14 protein-coding genes, 1 pseudogene and 1 riboswitch are annotated in these 16414 nt (G+C 65.6%); of the genes and pseudogenes, 10 read left to right on the forward strand and 5 right to left on the reverse strand.

From position 1 onward, the window contains the following. Positions 1-148 precede the first annotated feature (148 nt). The 5 genes from ACTHQX_RS20375 to ACTHQX_RS20395 all read left to right on the forward strand — a co-directional run bounded on the left by ACTHQX_RS20375 (position 149) and on the right by ACTHQX_RS20395 (position 5888). Positions 149-1534, forward strand: a complete 1386-nt coding sequence (locus tag ACTHQX_RS20375; RefSeq protein ID WP_440159083.1) for a protoporphyrinogen/coproporphyrinogen oxidase — start codon at positions 149-151, stop codon at positions 1532-1534. 58 nt (positions 1535-1592) lie between these two features. Continuing rightward, entirely contained in the window at positions 1593-2486 is an 894-nt protein-coding gene (dapA, locus tag ACTHQX_RS20380; RefSeq protein WP_440159084.1) for a 4-hydroxy-tetrahydrodipicolinate synthase, read from the forward strand. A gap of 3 nt (positions 2487-2489) precedes the next feature. Continuing rightward, positions 2490-3983: an aldehyde dehydrogenase family protein gene (locus ACTHQX_RS20385; protein ID WP_440159085.1), complete on the forward strand. Its 1494-nt coding sequence runs from the start codon at positions 2490-2492 to the stop codon at positions 3981-3983. 241 nt (positions 3984-4224) lie between these two features. Beyond that, positions 4225-5562 carry an MFS transporter gene (locus ACTHQX_RS20390; protein ID WP_440159086.1) on the forward strand — a complete coding sequence of 446 codons (1338 nt, stop codon included), beginning with the start codon at positions 4225-4227 and terminating at the stop codon, positions 5560-5562. A gap of 161 nt (positions 5563-5723) precedes the next feature. Next, positions 5724-5888: a hypothetical protein gene (locus ACTHQX_RS20395; RefSeq protein WP_440159087.1), complete on the forward strand. Its 165-nt coding sequence runs from the start codon at positions 5724-5726 to the stop codon at positions 5886-5888. Here ACTHQX_RS20395 and ACTHQX_RS20400 read toward each other — a convergent pair. Further along, a complete protein-coding gene (locus ACTHQX_RS20400; protein WP_440159088.1) occupies positions 5885-6232 on the reverse strand; it encodes a hypothetical protein in 348 nt (115 codons plus the stop codon). The genes ACTHQX_RS20395 and ACTHQX_RS20400 overlap by 4 nt on opposite strands. Before the next feature lie 250 nt (positions 6233-6482). On the opposite strand from ACTHQX_RS20400, the gene ACTHQX_RS20405 reads away from it, so the two are divergent. Beyond that, positions 6483-6785, forward strand: a complete 303-nt coding sequence (locus ACTHQX_RS20405) for a DUF4193 domain-containing protein (RefSeq protein WP_102973153.1) — start codon at positions 6483-6485, stop codon at positions 6783-6785. Between the two features lie 331 nt (positions 6786-7116). After that, positions 7117-7665 (forward strand): AMIN-like domain-containing (lipo)protein, encoded by a 549-nt coding sequence (locus ACTHQX_RS20410; protein WP_440159091.1) that lies wholly within the window; start codon positions 7117-7119, stop codon positions 7663-7665. A gap of 147 nt (positions 7666-7812) precedes the next feature. Here ACTHQX_RS20410 and ACTHQX_RS20415 read toward each other — a convergent pair whose 3' ends face one another. From ACTHQX_RS20415 to ACTHQX_RS20425, 3 genes are read right to left on the reverse strand one after another with little or no spacing between them, the layout of a single operon-like run. Beyond that, positions 7813-9375 (reverse strand): APC family permease, encoded by a 1563-nt coding sequence (locus ACTHQX_RS20415; protein ID WP_440159092.1) that lies wholly within the window; start codon positions 9373-9375, stop codon positions 7813-7815. Positions 9376-9387: 12 nt separating this feature from the next. Then, complete coding sequence (locus tag ACTHQX_RS20420) at positions 9388-10413, reverse strand: agmatine deiminase family protein (RefSeq protein WP_440159093.1); 1026 nt, start codon at positions 10411-10413, stop codon at positions 9388-9390. Beyond that, entirely contained in the window at positions 10410-11498 is a 1089-nt protein-coding gene (locus ACTHQX_RS20425) for a nitrilase-related carbon-nitrogen hydrolase (protein WP_440159094.1), read from the reverse strand. Before ACTHQX_RS20425 ends, ACTHQX_RS20420 begins: the two co-directional genes overlap by 4 nt. Before the next feature lie 228 nt (positions 11499-11726). Here ACTHQX_RS20425 and ACTHQX_RS20430 point away from each other — a divergent pair, with 228 nt between their 5' ends. Further along, positions 11727-12206 (forward strand): Dps family protein, encoded by a 480-nt coding sequence (locus ACTHQX_RS20430; protein WP_440159095.1) that lies wholly within the window; start codon positions 11727-11729, stop codon positions 12204-12206. A 113-nt stretch (positions 12207-12319) separates the two neighbouring features. On the opposite strand, the gene ACTHQX_RS20435 is transcribed toward ACTHQX_RS20430, so the two are convergent. Next, positions 12320-13882, reverse strand: coding sequence for an MFS transporter (locus ACTHQX_RS20435; RefSeq protein WP_440159096.1), 1563 nt, complete (start codon positions 13880-13882; stop codon positions 12320-12322). A 67-nt stretch (positions 13883-13949) separates the two neighbouring features. On the opposite strand from ACTHQX_RS20435, the gene ACTHQX_RS20440 reads away from it, so the two are divergent. Further along, positions 13950-14489, forward strand: coding sequence for a TetR/AcrR family transcriptional regulator (locus tag ACTHQX_RS20440; RefSeq protein ID WP_440159098.1), 540 nt, complete (start codon positions 13950-13952; stop codon positions 14487-14489). A 125-nt stretch (positions 14490-14614) separates the two neighbouring features. Then, positions 14615-14713, forward strand: a riboswitch (glycine riboswitch). A gap of 187 nt (positions 14714-14900) precedes the next feature. After that, positions 14901-16414: pseudogene (locus tag ACTHQX_RS20445) on the forward strand (glycine dehydrogenase (aminomethyl-transferring)); the annotation flags it as partial.

Raw genomic sequence — 16414 nt, forward strand, 5'->3', positions numbered from 1 at the left:
AATCATACAATGATGTATCTTTAAATGGTGATTAGGGGCATACCCCGCTCCTGGACCGCATTACCCCCATACTTTCCCCGCCGCTGGACGCCTGCTGAAGTTGGCCCGCCCGGCACCCCGGATTTCCTGAGTAAGAAAGTTCAAAATCATGAAAGATGTAGTGATCGTCGGCGCTGGACTCGCCGGCCTGTCAGCAGCATGGCGGCTGCGGCACTGGGACACCGTTGTTCTGGAGTCCGAAAACCGCGTCGGCGGACGGATCCGCTCGGAGCGCCGGGGTGCTTACTGGCTGAACTGGGGCGGTCACGTCTTCGCCGGCCCAGGATCCTCCACCGATTCCCTGCTCAACGAGGTCGGCGTGACTTCGGTCAACATTCCGGGCTCCCTGCAGGCCCTGTCGATGAACGGAAAGTTCATCCGCAAGGGGCACATCGCCACGTACCCCTTCCGCATCCCGATGTCCCTGTCGTCCCGCATCGACACGCTGAAGGCCGGCATGAAGGTTGTCAGCGGCGTCGCCAAGTACACGGGCGTTGTCCGGAAGCGTGCGGGGGAGTCCGGTGCGATGCGGCAGCAGCGCATCTACGACTTCGAGAACAGCAGCTCGTTCCAGGACTTCATCGGAGACCTGTCAGAGGACGCGGCCGCGCTGTTCAAGACCACTGTCACCCGCTCGGCCGGTGACATGAACGAGATCTCCGCCGGCGCCGGCATTGGATACTTCAGCCTGGTGCTGGGTATCGGCCAGGGCCTTAGCCAGGGCATCGTCGGTGGCCCGTCCACCCTGACCGAATCGGTAGCAGCCTCCCTCGGTGACCGCATCCAGCTCGGTGCCGCCGTGCAGGAGGTCGTGCACAAGAAGGAATCCGTCGTCGTCCGCTACACACAGGGCGGTGTGGACCACGAAGTTGAGGCCCGCACCGTTGTTCTCGCGACCACCGCTGACGTGACCCACCGGGTGGGCGTGGACCTTCCGGAGGACCTGCGCGGTGCGCTCGGCCAGATCAAGTACGGCCCGCACGTCAGCACTGCGTTCCTGACCAACGAGACCTCGGCCCGGCCGTGGGACGACATCTACGCCATCGCGGCGCCGAAGCGCTCGTTCGCGATCGCGCTGAACCAGGCAAGCATCGTCCGCGGTACCGAGTCTGTGCGGAAGCCCGGCGGCAGCTTCATGACCTTCTCGCCGGCCAGCCTCGGGAAGGCCCTGCTGGACAAGAGCGACGAGGAAGTCATCAAGACCCACCTCACCGACCTCGACCAGGTCCTCGGCCACGGTTTCGCCGACAGCGTCGTCGAGGCCAAGACGGACCGCTGGAAGGTAGCGTCCCCCTACTGCTTCCCCGGCAGGGCCAAGCTCCAGTCCACGCTCATGCGGGGCACCGACCGCGTGTTCCTGGCGGGCGACTACCTCGGAACTCTTTACACCGAAAGCTCCATCACCACCGGGTTCTCGGCAGCGCAGGAGGCCGCAAGCCTGCTGGCCACCCACCGCCAGGCGCCGCCGCATTCCGGCCTCTCGATCGTCGCCTGAACCTAAACATCGTTTTCCACCTGTACACAAACCACGTACTTAAGAAGAGGAATCATTCATGTCCAACGAACTCCGCGGTGTCCTGACCGCCCTGTCCACCCCCTTCAAGCAGGACGGCGCCCTCGACGTCGACACCCTGCGGCTCATCGTTGACCGCTCCATCGACGCCGGTGTCGACGGCGTCGTCGCCGCCGGATCGACCGGCGAGGTCGGCGCCCTGTCCTCCGAGGAGCGGCTGCTCCTCGTTAACACCGTCATCGAACAGGCGAACGGCCGCGTGCCCGTCATCGCCAACACCGGCGCCACCTCCACCGCCGAGGCCGTCCGGCTGTCGCAGGCGGCCGAAAAGGCCGGTGCCGACGTGCTCATGCTCATCACGCCGTACTACGAGCCGCTGTCCCTGGAGGAGACGGTCACGTACATCAAGGACGTCGCCCGGTCCGTCAGCATTCCCGTGATGCTTTACAACATCCCGGCCGTCACCGGTGTGAACCTGGACCCGGCAACGGTCCGTGCGCTGGCCGAAGAAGTGGACAACATCAAGTACATCAAGGACTCCAGCGCGAACTGGGAACAGGCCCTGCAGCTGATCCACCACCACTCGGATGTCATCGGCACCTTCATCGGTTGGGACGTTTACCTTTACGGTGCGCTGGTTGAAGGCGCCGCCGGTGTCATGGCAGGCACCGCCAACGTTGTCCCCAACGAAATCGTCGCCGTCAGCCGCCTCATCGCCGAAGGCGACCTCACCGGCGCCCTGGAACTGTGGAAGCAGCTGTACCCGGTCATCGACGCCCTCCTCTCCGTGCCGTTCATCCCGGCCGTCAAGGCCGGCCTCACCCTGCAGGGCCTTCCGGCCGGCTCGCCCCGGCGCCCCACTGCAGACCTCACCGCCGAGGACCTCGCCCGCGTCGAGCAGGCCCTCTCCGCCCTCAACGTAAAGGTGGGATAGTCCATGGCAACGACAGAAACAGCACTGTTCACCGTCCGCCGGACGGGGGACGCGCCCACGCCGTCCCTCCCGCCCTTCGGCCAGTTCATCGGCGGGAAGTTCGTCGCCCCGGTTTCGGATGCCACCGCCGATGTGGTGAATCCGGCCACCGAGGAAACCATCATGCAGGTCCCCTCCGGTTCGGTCGAGGACGTCGACGCCGCCGTCGCGGCTGCCGTAGCGGCCAAGGCCGACTGGGCGGCGAAGACCCCCAAGGATCGTTCCTCGGTCCTGCTGCGCATCGCGGACATCATCGAGGACAACCGCGAGCTGCTCGAGACCCTCGAAGCTGTCAACACCGGCAAGCCCGCGGCCGTGGCCGAGGACGACATCTCGAGTGCGATCGACACCTTCCGGTTCTCCGCGGGCGCTGCCCGTGCCTTCACCACGCTCGGCGCTGACGACTACGCAGAGAACCACACCTCGGTGGTCTTCCGTGAGCCCGTGGGCGTGGTCGGCGTGATCACCCCGTGGAACTACCCGCTGCTGATGGCTGCCTGGAAGATCGCCCCGATCTTGGCCGCCGGCAACACCCTGGTACTCAAGCCGTCGGAGCAGACTCCGCTGACCACGCTCAAGCTGGCCGAACTCATCGCCGACGAGGTTCCTGCCGGTGTCCTGAACATCGTCACCGGCTCCGGCCGGGTGGTGGGTAACCATATTTCGGAGCACCCGGACGTTGACCTCGTCACCATCACCGGAAGCGTTGGCAGCGGCCAGAAGGTTGCCGAAAGCGCAGCCGCCACCGTCAAGCGCGTGCACCTGGAGCTGGGCGGCAAGGCACCCGTTGTCGTGTTCGAGGACGCCGACCTGGAAGCCGCCGCCAAGGGCGTACGGGAGGCAGGGTTCTGGAACGGCGGGCAGGAATGCGGTGCGGCGTGCCGTGTCCTGGTCCATGAGTCGGTCGCGGAGAAGTTCATTGAGCTGCTGATACGCGAAGTGAGCGAGATTTCGGTCGGCGCCCCCGGTGCGGGGGACGACGTCGAAATCGGTTCCATGATCTCCAAGGCCCACTATGAGCGGGTCCTGGCCGCACTGGAGGAGATCCGCAAGGACGGGCTGACGATCGCCGTCGGCGGCAACGCACTGGAGGGTCCGGGCTACTTCATCGAACCCACCGTTGTCACTGATGTGCCTGCCGGTGCCGCGATTGCGAGCAACGAGATCTTCGGCCCGGTCGTGTCGGTGGAGACCTTCAGCACCGACGAGGAGGCCATCACCAGGGCGAACGAAACCGTCTACGGGCTGGCCGCCTCGGTGTGGACGACGAACTCCGCCCGCTCGCTTTCCGCTCCCCGCCGGCTCGATTTCGGCACTGTCTGGGTCAACTCGCACCTGGTCATTGCCAACGAAATGCCCTGGGGCGGCTTCAAGGGCTCCGGTTACGGCCGGGACCTTTCCATCTATGCCCTGGAGGACTTCTCCCGCACCAAACACGTCATGTACAACCGTGGCTGAGGCTAGCCCGGTCCTGTCGTCAGTACCGCCGAACCGGCCCCGGCCTCATGGTCGGGGCCGGTGGCCCCGGGTAGTCCGCCCTCAGACAGGGCGGACCCCGGAGCCGCTTCCCACACCGCCACCCAGCCTTACACGCAGTGCCCCTCATTGACCGGGAGGTCAAATTGCGCGAATGCCAGCTTCTCAATGTCGCGAACACGGCAAAAGCCGCCTCGTCCATCCCAACCTGCCAGGAGCGACCATGTCATCCATGAAGAACCCAACCGCCCATCGGAGTACGGACTCATCGGCGAGCAAGCGACGCTTCCTGATCAGAATGGTCACAGTCCTGATCGGCGGCATGGTCCTGGACGGCTACGTCCTAGGCATCATCGGACCGGTGTCGGGAAGGATGGCCGAGGACCTGCAGCTGACCGCGTTCTGGCAGGGCCTGATCGCCGCGTCAGCTCTGATCGGCATCCTGATCGGCTCACCGATCGGTGGCTGGGCTTCCGACAAGTGGGGCCGTAAGCCAATTTTCATGTTCGACATCGGCCTGTTCGCCATCGCGTCGGGAATGCAGTTTTTCGTCGACTCGCCGACCTTGCTCATTATTGTGCGGTTGCTGATGGGCATCGCGATCGGTGCCGAGTACGCGGTCGGCTGGCCCCTGATGGCCGAGTTCTCGCCAACGCACCTGCGGGGGCGGCTCATGGCGGCAATGAGGATCGCCTGGTACGGCGGCTTCATGATCGCGTTCCTGATCGGCCATCTGTTGAACGAGTACACGGATCTCAGCTGGCACTTCATCCTGGGGACCAGCACCTTCATCGCAGTGGCCCTCTTTCTGGCCCGGCTCGGCATGCCGGAGTCGCCGCGGTGGCTGTGGAGCGTGGGCCGCAAGGATGAAGCGCGCGCCCTCGCCTACAGGTACATGCCGGACGACGCGCTTGACGACCTCCAGCACGAGGATGTCCGCAAGGGCAGCTTTAAGATGCTGTTCTCCAGGGAATACTGGCGCTCCACGCTCTTCATCTCCGGGTTCTGGTTCTGCGCCGTGACGCCGTACTTCGCGATCGCCACCTTCGCCGACAGCGTCCTGGAACAGTACGGTCTCGCCGGGGGACTCGCCGGCGGAGTGGGGCTCTCCGCCGTCGCCCTGGCCGGGGTCGTGATCACGTTCCTGCTCATCGAAAAGGCCGGCCGCCGCACCCTGACCGTTCCGCCGCAGTGGCTGTGCGCCGTCGTCCTCGGCATCATCGGACTGTGGGCCGGAGCGCCGGCACCCGTCGTGCTCGTCCTGTTCCTGGTCTTCTCGTTCTTCAACGCGGGGTACAACACATTGACGAACGTCTACCCGGGCGAAGTCCTCCCGACGGAGATCCGCGGGATTGGAACAGGCTTCGCGGCCGCCATCAGCCGGGTCGGGGCAGGCATCGGTACCTTCCTGTTGCCGATGTCCATGGAAGCCCTCGGGTCCGGCCCGACCATGCTGATTGCGGCCGGTGTCGCACTCGCCGGTGCCGCGCTGTCCCAGTGGCTGGCTCCGGAGACCAAGGGCAAAACGCTCACCGAAGCCGCCGCCGGGTACGCACACTAGCGACGGCATTGCCCACCGCGCGGGGTCAGTTCGCCCACCGCCGCAACAGTCGGGCACCACAACACGAAGGGAAGATGCAGGTTGAATAGCGCTCGCACGGCGAAGTGGTTGTCGCTCGCCCAAGGGGACGTCATAACTTTCAGTCGCCAGGGGCTGACACCTTGGGGCTGACACCTTGGGGCGGGGTCATTGATGACCGCACAGAAGACGGCCACATCATCTGGGTGACGGACGAGGTTGGTACCCGCCGCCTGGTCCACTCGCAGGACGAATACGACTTCGCGGTCACCGGCAACGTCTATTTCGTGCGGCCTTTACGGGGCTAGTCCGCGTCAATCTCCTCGAGCAAGTCCTTTGCGGCCTTGCGGATGTCGTCGTGATCGTACTGCGCTGCCCTGCTCTCCAGCGAAATAATGGCGCAGCGGTGGACTTTCTTGAGGTCTCCAAAAGGAAAGCTCACACTGCCCTTGGTGCCCTCGGATTTTTCGCTATCAATGCCGAGGTGCCAATTCGAGAACTCGTCGAAGCCGTGCTTGTCGATAAAGGAGTTCTCGTCCTCCGTTGACGGCGCGTGGTCACTCCAGTCATCACGGACATCCCGCTCCACCTTCCCCTTCTTCACGAGGCTGCGTGCGTGCTCCAGTGCCTTGCGGTTCAGTTTCGTCGCCATGTGGTGCCTCCGCCTGCCGGCTAGTCAGATCCAGGAACAGGTCAAGGCTAAGACCGACGACGGCGCCCCGCCAGTCCGCCCTGCTGTCCGGCCCGGTTCCCAAATGACGCCTGCAAGGCCGCGGAACAGGCCGAAAAGACCGATTAGTGTCGCGTTGGCCACACTATTCTTGACGTGGCCCTTTTATGACCTAAACTGCTTCACTGAGGTGCCTGAATGGCGCTGTGCAGCAACGAAAGTGAACAACGCTATGGCTACCGATTACGACGCCCCACGCAAGACAGAAGAAGAGACTCCCTCCGAGTCTCTGGAGGCCCTCCAGGCGTCCCGCGGCGGCGGTGCCCAGACCGCCGTCATCGACCTCGACGAGAACGACACCGCCGAGGGCATCGACCTTCCGGGTGCCGATCTTTCCAACGAGGAACTGACGGTCATCGTCGTTCCCGAGCAGTCCGACGAGTTCACCTGCGGATCCTGCTTCCTGGTCCGTCACCGGTCCCAGGTAGCCAAGGAAAAGAACGGCCTGAAGTACTGCCACGACTGCGAAGGCTAAATAGCCCTCCGCGCATTGCCCGCTTTGCGGCAAGGCAGCCTTCATAGCCAGGCAGCGTTCAGAGCAAAGCCACGCGAGGCGCCGGCTCCCAATGGGGAGGCCGGCGCCTCGCTTTTTCCCCACCAACGCCGTTATCCGCGGTAACGGAAACGTGGAGAAAGGGCCACGAACGTCTCTCGAAGCCCTGAAAAGAACCCCGGGAATTACGGCCCCGTGACCCGGTTTTTGCGATATTAACGGTTGCGCCCCGAACCGGCCACATCCCTCGTTAAGTGCTTTTGGCGCTCCTATTCTGGAGCTATCCAAACACTCACTCGAAAGGGGTGGCCAAATGAAAAAAATTCCCGTCTGGCTCACAGTCATCCTTATGGCTGTTGGACTGGGCCTGCTGGCGCCGGGCTCCGCTTCGGCGGCCTCCTACTGCGGGCAGGTGTGGGGCTCGCTGGCGAAGGCAAACCAGACCATGAGCACCGCAGCTGTCACCAATGTCCGCACAGGGCAGCACTACTGCTTCGACCGCCTCGTGATCGATCTCAAGGGCAAAGCCAAAGGCTACAACGTCCGCTACGTATCCAAGGTGTCCCAGGAAGGCTCAGGCCAGCCGATCAAGCTCCGCGGCGGCGCATTCCTGCAGCTCACCATCAACTCGCCGGCCTATGACAATGCCACCGGCAAGGCCACCTTCATCCCGGCCAACCGGTCCGAGGTGACCAAGGTGTCCGGGTACCACACGTTCCGGCAGGTCGCGTGGGCCGGCAGCTTCGAGGGCTACACCACCCTTGGCCTCGGCGTCCGCGCCCGGCTGCCGTTCAAGGTGTACACGCTGGACGGTCCCGGCTCCGGCTCCCGTCTTGTCGTCGACGTCGCACACTACTGGTGAGGTGCCTGCGCAGGGGCAGAGCGGCTGGGGATAAAGGGGTCCCCATACGTTCCGTTTCCTGACAGTCACTCATAAGCAGCGATGCCCCGCCTCCCGGACCAGTTCAGGCCGGGAGGCGGGGCATCGCTGCTGGTGAAGGCGGAAACGCTATTCGGGAACCACCAGCGCCGGAGTGTCCCTGCGGATGGTGTCGCCGCGGAAGTAGCCGGGCCGCAGGCGCGCCATCACCAGCATGAAGACGATCCCCAGGGCCAGGATCCCCACGCCGAGCACGAACACGAGCCCCACGCCGAAGATCTCCGAACCGCTGCCGAACTCCGGGGCCCAGCTGTCGATGGCGGTCTGCAGGAAAACCACCGTCAGGCCGATTCCGCCCAGCAGCGGGCACAGCAGCCGCAAAACGAAGTTGCGGGCACTGCTGAAGACGCTGCCGCGGAAGTACCAGGCGCACGCAAAGGCCGTCAGCCCGTAGTAGAAGCAGATCATCAGGCCCAGGGCCAGGATGGTGTCGTTGAGGACGTTCTCGCTCACCACGTGCATCACGGCGTAGAACCCGGCGGAGAGCACGCCTGCCGCGACGGTGGCGAAGCCCGGCGTCGAGAACTTCTTGCTCATGTGGCTGAACTGCGTGGGCAGTGCGCCGTAGTGCGCCATTGCCAGCAGGCTGCGCGAGGGGGACGTGAACGTTGATTGCAGCGACGCCGCGGAACTGGACAGGACCGCTAGGGACATCAGGATGGCGAACGGGCCCATGACGGGGGAGGCCAGGGCGGTGAACACATTCGCGTGGTTCTCCTCGTTGTTGAGGCCGATCCCCGTGTCCCCGACGCCGGCAAACATCATGGTGGCGATGGTCACCAGCAGGTAAATGCCCAGGACGACGACGGCCGTCAGGGTGCCGGCGAGGCCCGCGGTCTTCTTCCCGTTGGCCGTTTCCTCGTTGACCGTCAGGCACACGTCCCAGCCCCAGTAGACGAAGATGGACAGCGAGATGCCGGCGGCAACCTGGCCGAACGTCTCGATCTTTGTCACGTCGAACCATTCCCAGCTGAACGGGATGGCGGTGCTGGACGTGGACCAGTTGGCGAACGCCATGGCGACGAAGAGGCCCAAAACCACCAGCTGGAATCCCACCAGCCCGTATTGGACCACCTTGGTGGTGTGCAGGCCGCGGTAGCTGACCCACACGGCCAGCGCCACGAAGACGAAGCACGTCAGCACGTTCAGCGGCTTGTTGGCGGCCAGATCCGCCAGTTCGGGGGACCCGGTGACCTGTGCCAGGAAGAGGTAGAAGAAGTCCACCGCCACCCCGGCGAGGTTGGACAGCACGATGATGTTGGCGGCCAGCAGGCCCCAGCCGCCCATCCAGCCAACCCACGGGCCGAACGCCTTGGTGACCCAGGTGAACGTGGTGCCGCTGTCCGGGGAGTCCGCGTTCAGCTCCCGGTAGGCGAGCGATACCAGGATCATCGGGATGAAGCCGATGAGGAAGATCACCGGCAGCTGGAGCCCTGCCTCATTCACGGTGGGGCCCAGGGCGCTGGTCAGCGTGTAGGCCGGGGCGATGGTCGAAATACCCAGGACGACGACGGCCAGGAGGCCCAGCTGCCCGCCCTTCAGGCCCTTCCCGGTGATGCCGTGCGTTGCCTCGCCGGCCGGGGAAGCGTTCTTCCCGCCGGGCGGGATGCTCTGACGCGTGGTTTGGCTCATGACTGGCCCTTTCTAGACGGCAGCGGGCTGCTGCTGGGTGATGCAGTGAATGCCCCCGCCGCGGGCGAAGAGTTCGCGGGCATCGATCCCCACAACTGTGCGCCCGGGATATGCGTCCGCGAGGATGCGGAGCGACTTCTCGTCGTTGGGGTCGGAGAACGTGCAGGCGATGACGCCGCCGTTGACCACCACATGGTTGATGTAGCTGTAGTCCACGAAGCCTTCCGGGTCCGTCAGGGCAACGGGCGCCGGCACCTCGATGATGGACCATTCCCGTCCGGCGGCATCCGTGGTGGAGGACAGGAAGCTGATGATTTCGCGGCTCACCTCGTAGTCCGGGTGGGCGGGGTTCTGCTGGGAATGGACCAGCAGGGTGCCGGGGGACGGGATGGCGGCAACGATGTCCACGTGCCCGCGCGTTCCGAACCGCTGGGAGTCACGGGTGAGCCCCCGCGGCAGCCAGATTACCTTTTTGGCGCCGATGGTCCTGGCCAGTTCAGCTTCGACGTCAGCCTTGCTCAGTCCGGGATTGCGGCCCGGATCCAGCTGCACCGTGTCGGTGACAAGCACCGTGCCCTCGCCGTCCACCTGGATGCCGCCGCCCTCGTTGACCAGTTCGGACACGAGGTGCCGGGCGCGGGAGCGGCCGGCCACTTCGGCGGCGACCAGCGAGTCCTTGTCCCAGCTCGCCCAGTCCTGGGCGCCCCAGCCGTTGAAGACCCAGTCCACCGCACCCAGGGCGCCGTTTCCGTCCAGGACGAATGTCGGGCCGATGTCGCGCATCCAGGCGTCGTTGAGTTCCGCCGTCAGCACCTCGACGGCGGGGGACAGGTAGCGGGCGGCGGTTCCGACGTCGGACGGGTCCACCACCATGGTGACCGGTTCAAACTGGACGGCGGCATTGGCGACGGCGGCCCAGACGGAGCGGGCGGCGTGCGCCTCCGCGGCGGTGTCCCCAAGGGTGTAGCCGCCGGTGGGGAAGGCCATCCAAAGCCGCTCCTGGCGCGCCGTTTCGGCCGGCATGCACCACGTGCTCATGCGTTCACCCGCTCGCCGGTTGAGGTCGCGTCCTCGCTGGTTGAGCTTGCCGAAACCCCGCTGGTTGAGCCCGTCGAAACCTCGCTGCCGAACGGCTCCTCCGGGCGGACCGGCTCGGTGAGCCGGGCGTAGGTGTCCGGGCGACGGGTGGTCAGGAACGGGAACAGCGTCAGCCAGTCCTGGCGCTGGTCCAGGTCGAGGTCGGCCACGAGGACGGCCGACTCGTCGCGGGGCGCCTGCACCAGGATGCGGCCGTAGGGGTCGGAGATGAAGGAGGAGCCGTAGAAGTTCAGGCTGCCCTCCTGGCCCCAGCGGTTGGGGACCACCATGAACAGGCCGTTGGCGATGCCGTTGCCCACGATGACCTGTTGCCAGAGGGGCTGGGTGTCAAAGTCCGGGAACAGCGGCTCGGAACCGATCGCCGTCGGGTACACCAGCAGTTCGGCGCCGCCGAGGGAGTACATGCGGGCCAGTTCGGGGAACCACTCGTCCCAGCAGGTGGGCATGCCCAGCCGGGCGCCGCTGAGTTCAGCCGGGGCGTGGACCCTGTAGGCGTCCTCCGCGGACGGACCCTGGCGGAAGAACTTGTCCTCGTAGTATCCGGCGGTCACCGGGATGTGCAGCTTGTGGGTGCGGGCCAGGAGCTCGCCGGACGAGGACACGAGGATGGAGGTGTTCAGCCCCAGTCCGTCATCCGGGCCGTCCGGGTTGCCGGCGCGCTGGTAGAGCGAGGCGTGCACGGTGATGCCGTTCCGTCGGGCGGCGTCGGCGGCGAAGCGGAAGGTGGGGCCGGTCAGCAGGTCCTCGGCGGCGTCGGAAGGGCGCGGCCGGTCCTCGCCCTGCCGCCCAAGGTCATTCTCCGGCACCTGGTCTGCGGGGTAGCGGGAGAGGGTGAGCTCGGGCAGGAACACCACGGTGGCGCCCAGCCGGGCGGCACGGTCGATGCCGTCGTTGAGTTCCGCGTGGAGTGCGGCGGCGCTGCTGTGCCAGCGGTGCTGCACCACGCCGACCCTCAAGGCTGGACGTCCGGACGGCTCTGTCCGGGCGAGCGAAGCTGGCGCGTTGAGGCAGGTTATTTCGATCATGATGATGATTTCTCCAGTGAGACGACCGTCACTAAATGAATGACGTTCATTTAGTATGCACGTGCCGCGCGAGTGTGGCAAGGGCATATTGAATGCCGCTCGTTTATGACCCTTGGGCGTGGGCCGCAAAATAGTAAGTAAGCTGATCGTGAAATTCGGGTTCCGGTGCTCGCTGTGCCCGAGTGCCTGCGGTAGCGTCGAAACCACTGGACTATTCGAGGAGGATTCATGAAGGCTTCACCGACACTGACCAACAACATGCAGGCCGTTCTGGCGGACCTGATCGAACTGCACATCCAGGGCAAGCAGGCGCACTGGAACATCGTTGGAACCAACTTCAGGGATCTGCACCTTCAGCTGGACGAGATCGTCGATGCCGCCCGGGCCTTTGCCGATGACATGGCGGAGCGCATGCGCGCCCTGCATGCCCTGCCGGACGGGCGCAGCGCCACTGTGGCGAAGGCGACCCACCTTCCGCAGTTCCCCGACGGGCTCATCAGCACCAAGGATGCGATCGACCGCATAGTCGCCGCACTCGAAGCGGCCGTGGGTACCATGCGCAAGGTCCATGACGAGGTGGATGAGGAAGACCCCACCACCGCGGACCTGCTGCACACCTTCATCGAAAAGCTCGAGCAGTATGCGTGGATGGTAGGCGCCGAGAACATGAAGGCGTCGGCCAGCGTCACGCACCCTGACGCCAAGTAGCCGGCGCGCCGCGCGCCGCCGGCTGGAGTAGGGGCAGTCCCGGAGGAATTTCTCCGGGGCTGCCCGTTGCTGTGTCGGCTGCCGTGGGTGCGGCGCCGGTTACTGGGTCCCGGCTACTTCGCGCGCGGAACGCGGCGAAGTACGACGGCGGCGAGCACCGAGGCTCCCGCCATCAGTACCAGCGCAATCGCCGCTGTGATGTGGACACCCGAATCAAACGCTGCCCGGGCGGCCGCCGTGAGGCCCTCGGCCACCGGGGTCGGCAGCGACCCGACCAGCTCCATGGCGCCGGCCAGCGTTTCCCTGGCCTGGTCTGCGGACGCCGCCGGGATGGTTTGGGCAACTGAGTCGGGCAGGGAAAGGTGCTGCTGGTACGACGCGGTCAGGATCGATCCCAGGATGGCTGTGCCCAAGAGTGAGCCCACTTCGTATCCGGTCTCCGAGATCGCTGCGGCCGCTCCGGACTTGTCCGCGGGCACCGCTCCGAGAATCAGGTCGTTCGAGATGGTCTCGGCAGATCCCACACCCAGCGCCAGAATAAGGAGGGCGGCCAGCAGCACTGTGGGACCGGCGTCGTGATTCCCGAACGCCACGAGGGCGTAACCGGTGGCGCTCAGCGCCAGTCCCGCGGCCACCACGAACCCGGGGCGAACCTTCCGGACCAGCGGAACCACCAGCAGTCCCGCCACCACCATGGCAGTAAGGGCAGGCAGCATCGCCGTGCCGGATTGCGAGGGCGACATGCCTTCAAGCAGCTGCAGGTGCTGGGCCAAGAATAGGATGAACCCGTTGTAGGAGAACAGCGCCAGGACGTTGGCCGTGATCGCAGTGCTGAACACCCGGTTCCTGAACAGCGATAAGTCCAGCAGCGGGGATGCGAGGGCCCGCTGCCGGCGGACGAAGACGAAGCACATGCCCAGGCCAAACGCCAGAACTCCGAGGGACTGCACGCCGGGGCCGTGGGTGGCCAGTTCCTTGATGCCGTAGACCACCGGCACCATGGTCAGCATGGACAGTGCAATGCTGGGCCCGTCCACCCGTCCCGGGCTGGGGTCCTTGGACTCAGGAATGAGGAAGCGGCCGAAGACCAGCGGCGGCAGCATGATCGGTACGGCCACGAGCAGGACGGCGCCCCACCAGAAGTGCTCCACCAGCCAGCCGCCGAAGATCGGCCCCAGCGCGGCGCCGCCGGAAAACCCGGCAGCCCAGATGGCCACCGCCAGCCTCCGCCTGCCGGTCTCCCGGAAGATGTTGCGGATCAGGGACAGTGTGGAGGGCATGAGCATGGCACCGAAGAATCCCATGGCCGCGCGGCCTGCAATGAGCCATTCGGCGCTCGGGGCGAAGGCTGATGCCGCTGAGACCGCCGCAAATCCCGAAATGCCAACCAGCAGCAGCCGGCGGCGCCCGATCCTGTCGCCAAGGCTACCCATGGCGACGAGAAGTCCGGCCAGGACAAGGGCGTAGGCGTCCACTATCCACAACAGCTGCACGCCCGAGGGGTCCAGGGTGCGGGCGACCGCGGGAAGGGCGAACGTCAGCGCGGTGTTGTCCACGGCCACCAGGAGGACAGGGAACATCAGCAGGGCAAGGGCAAGCCAGTCGCGCGCGCCGCCACCGCTGGAGACCTGGCCGGCAGGTGTGCGCTCCCGGGGCAGGGATGGGTTCATGGTCATAAGTTAACTATACCGTCTAGACGGTATAGTTACAGATCTCCCGCTGCGAAGGGGCATGATGGAAGCCATGCCCAGAAAACCGGTCGCCCGCGGCGCAGTGCTCGATGCGTTTGAATCCCTGCTGATCGAGGTGGGGGAGCGTGCCGCCACACTTGACGCCGTGGCCGCCCGTGCTGGCGTGTCCAAGGGCGGGCTGCTGTATCACTTTCCGAACAAGGAAGCGCTGATCAGTGTCCTGCTGGACAGGCTGGACGAGTTCGCGGAGGCGGATGCCCAGGCCATGGCGGCGGCTCCCGAGGGTGCTGCCGCCTACTTCATCAAATCGTCCGTCTGGGCGGACACCCCGCTCGACCGTGCGATCGTGGCCGCCACCAGGCTCGCCGAGGTGGCGCACGAGGAGACCCGGCGCCGGTTCGCCCATATCCAGCAGCGGTGGCTCGACGAGATTGCCCGCGACGTCGGACCTGGCCTCGCCAAGGCCGTCCTCTATATGGGGGACGGGCTGTACTTCAACGCCATGCTGTCCGTCGGCCCGGCCGCGACGCCGTCGGAGACCGCGGTCGACGTCGAAAGCCTTCTTGCGGCCCTCGACCGGCTGCGGGGGTAAGCCGGCTGCGCGGGTAGTTGCGCGCCGGGGGTGGGCCAGCCCACGCCGCCACAGTTTGCAGACGCGATCCCGGCGTAGGAGAATAGCCTCTGTGACAGCTGTCACCGCTCAACTGAATATGCCTTTGATCTGCGGCGGGAGAGTCCTGCAAGTAGGTACAAGCAGGCGCCGTAGGAGCAAAACCTCCCCAGGAATCTCTCAGGCCCATGTACCGCCGCGGCAAGGCAACTCTGGAAAGCAGCAGGCTGCCCGCATTGAATGTTCCGCCAACACGCGGACGGTTCAGGGCATGCTGTGCTCACCGACGGTGCAAGCGGAGCTGTGCGTAGGCGCAGCAACGCGGAAACTCTCAGGTCCAATACAGAGCGGGGAGGAACCCGAATCACTGTGGCGTACCCCGCGCCCTTAGTTATGGAGTTCCTTTTGACCGTAGATTCAGCCTCCGCCTCCTTTGTCGACCGGCATATTGGTGCCCGCCGACAGGCCGACGTCGAAGCCATGCTCAAGGCCGTCGGCTACGAGACAGTCGATGCACTGGTTGACACGGCAGTGCCGAAAGACATCCGGCAGGACTCCCCGCTGGAGCTCTCCCCGGCCCTGAGCGAGGTCGAAACCCTCGCCGAACTCCGGAATCTCGCGGCCAAGAACAAGACCGCCGTCCAGATGATCGGCCAGGGCTACTACGACACCGTCACGCCGCCGGTGATCCGCCGCAACATCCTTGAAGCCCCCGCCTGGTACACCGCGTACACGCCGTACCAGCCGGAGATTTCCCAGGGCCGCCTCGAGGCCCTGCTGAACTTCCAGACCATGGTCCAGGACCTGGTCGGCCTGCCGATCGCCAACGCGTCGCTGCTGGATGAGGCGACGGCGGTGGCAGAGGCCGTACTGCTGATGCGCAGGGCCAACAAAAACAAGGACGCCAAGGACGGCAAGACGGTCCTGGATGCCGACTCCCTGCCGCAGACCATCGCGATCGTCAAGGGCCGCGCCGAGGCGCTTGGCTTCGAGGTCGAGGTCGCCGACCTGTCCCAGGGACTGCCCGACGGCGACATCAACGGCGTCGTCCTCCAGCAGCCCGGCGTCTCCGGGCGCGTCTTCGACCACACCGGGGTCATCGCCGCCGCCAAGGAACGCGGCGCCCTGGTCACGGTGGCCGCCGACCTGCTGGCGCTGACGCTCATCACGCCCCCGGGCGAGCAGGGCGCGGACATCGCCGTCGGCTCCGCCCAGCGCCTGGGCGTCCCGCTGTTCTACGGCGGACCGCACGCCGCGTACATGGCCGTGCAGAAGGGCCTGGAACGCTCCCTTCCCGGCCGCCTCGTGGGCGTCTCTAAGGACAACGCCGGCACTCCCGCTTACCGCCTCGCGCTGCAGACCCGGGAGCAGCACATCCGCCGCGAGAAGGCCACATCCAACATCTGCACTGCGCAGGCGCTGCTGGCCATCGTGTCCTCCTTCTACGCCGTCTACCACGGACCCGAAGGCCTGAAGGCGATCGCCGAAACCGCACACGGCCATGCCAAGACCCTGGCCGCCTCGCTCAAGGCCGCCGGGCTGGACGTCCTACACACCAGCTTCTTCGACACCGTGACGGTTTCCGTCCCGGGCAAGGCCGCCGGCATCATCGCCGCCGCCGAAGAGAAGGGCATCAACCTCCGCAGCATCGACGCCGACAGCGTCGGCATCTCCACTGACGAAACCACGACGCCGGCCATCGTGGCTGACGTTCTTGCTGTCTTTGGTGCCACGTCAGTGGGGTCCACGGGCAGTTTCGCCCTGGACGCCGCCGTCGAGCGTTCCTCCGCATACCTGCAGCACCCGGTGTTCAACACGCACCGCTCCGAAACCCAGCTGTTGCGCTACATCCGTAAGCTCTCCGACCGCGACCTGGCGCTGGACCGGACCATGATCCCGCTGGGCTC

The sequence above is a fragment of the Arthrobacter sp. SAFR-023 genome (assembly GCF_051965295.1).
In the GTDB taxonomy this organism is placed as follows: domain Bacteria; phylum Actinomycetota; class Actinomycetes; order Actinomycetales; family Micrococcaceae; genus Arthrobacter.

Coding starts and splice junctions, on each gene's coding strand:
- ACTHQX_RS20375 (WP_440159083.1), top strand. CDS start 149: ATGAAAGATGTAGTGATCGTCGGCGCTGGACTCGCCGGCCTGTCAGCA.
- dapA (WP_440159084.1), top strand. CDS start 1,593: ATGTCCAACGAACTCCGCGGTGTCCTGACCGCCCTGTCCACCCCCTTC.
- ACTHQX_RS20385 (WP_440159085.1), top strand. CDS start 2,490: ATGGCAACGACAGAAACAGCACTGTTCACCGTCCGCCGGACGGGGGAC.
- ACTHQX_RS20390 (WP_440159086.1), top strand. CDS start 4,225: ATGTCATCCATGAAGAACCCAACCGCCCATCGGAGTACGGACTCATCG.
- ACTHQX_RS20400 (WP_440159088.1), bottom strand. CDS start 6,232: ATGGCGACGAAACTGAACCGCAAGGCACTGGAGCACGCACGCAGCCTC.
- ACTHQX_RS20405 (WP_102973153.1), top strand. CDS start 6,483: ATGGCTACCGATTACGACGCCCCACGCAAGACAGAAGAAGAGACTCCC.
- ACTHQX_RS20410 (WP_440159091.1), top strand. CDS start 7,117: ATGAAAAAAATTCCCGTCTGGCTCACAGTCATCCTTATGGCTGTTGGA.
- ACTHQX_RS20415 (WP_440159092.1), bottom strand. CDS start 9,375: ATGAGCCAAACCACGCGTCAGAGCATCCCGCCCGGCGGGAAGAACGCT.
- ACTHQX_RS20420 (WP_440159093.1), bottom strand. CDS start 10,413: ATGAGCACGTGGTGCATGCCGGCCGAAACGGCGCGCCAGGAGCGGCTT.
- ACTHQX_RS20425 (WP_440159094.1), bottom strand. CDS start 11,498: ATGATCGAAATAACCTGCCTCAACGCGCCAGCTTCGCTCGCCCGGACA.
- ACTHQX_RS20430 (WP_440159095.1), top strand. CDS start 11,727: ATGAAGGCTTCACCGACACTGACCAACAACATGCAGGCCGTTCTGGCG.
- ACTHQX_RS20435 (WP_440159096.1), bottom strand. CDS start 13,882: ATGACCATGAACCCATCCCTGCCCCGGGAGCGCACACCTGCCGGCCAG.
- ACTHQX_RS20440 (WP_440159098.1), top strand. CDS start 13,950: ATGCCCAGAAAACCGGTCGCCCGCGGCGCAGTGCTCGATGCGTTTGAA.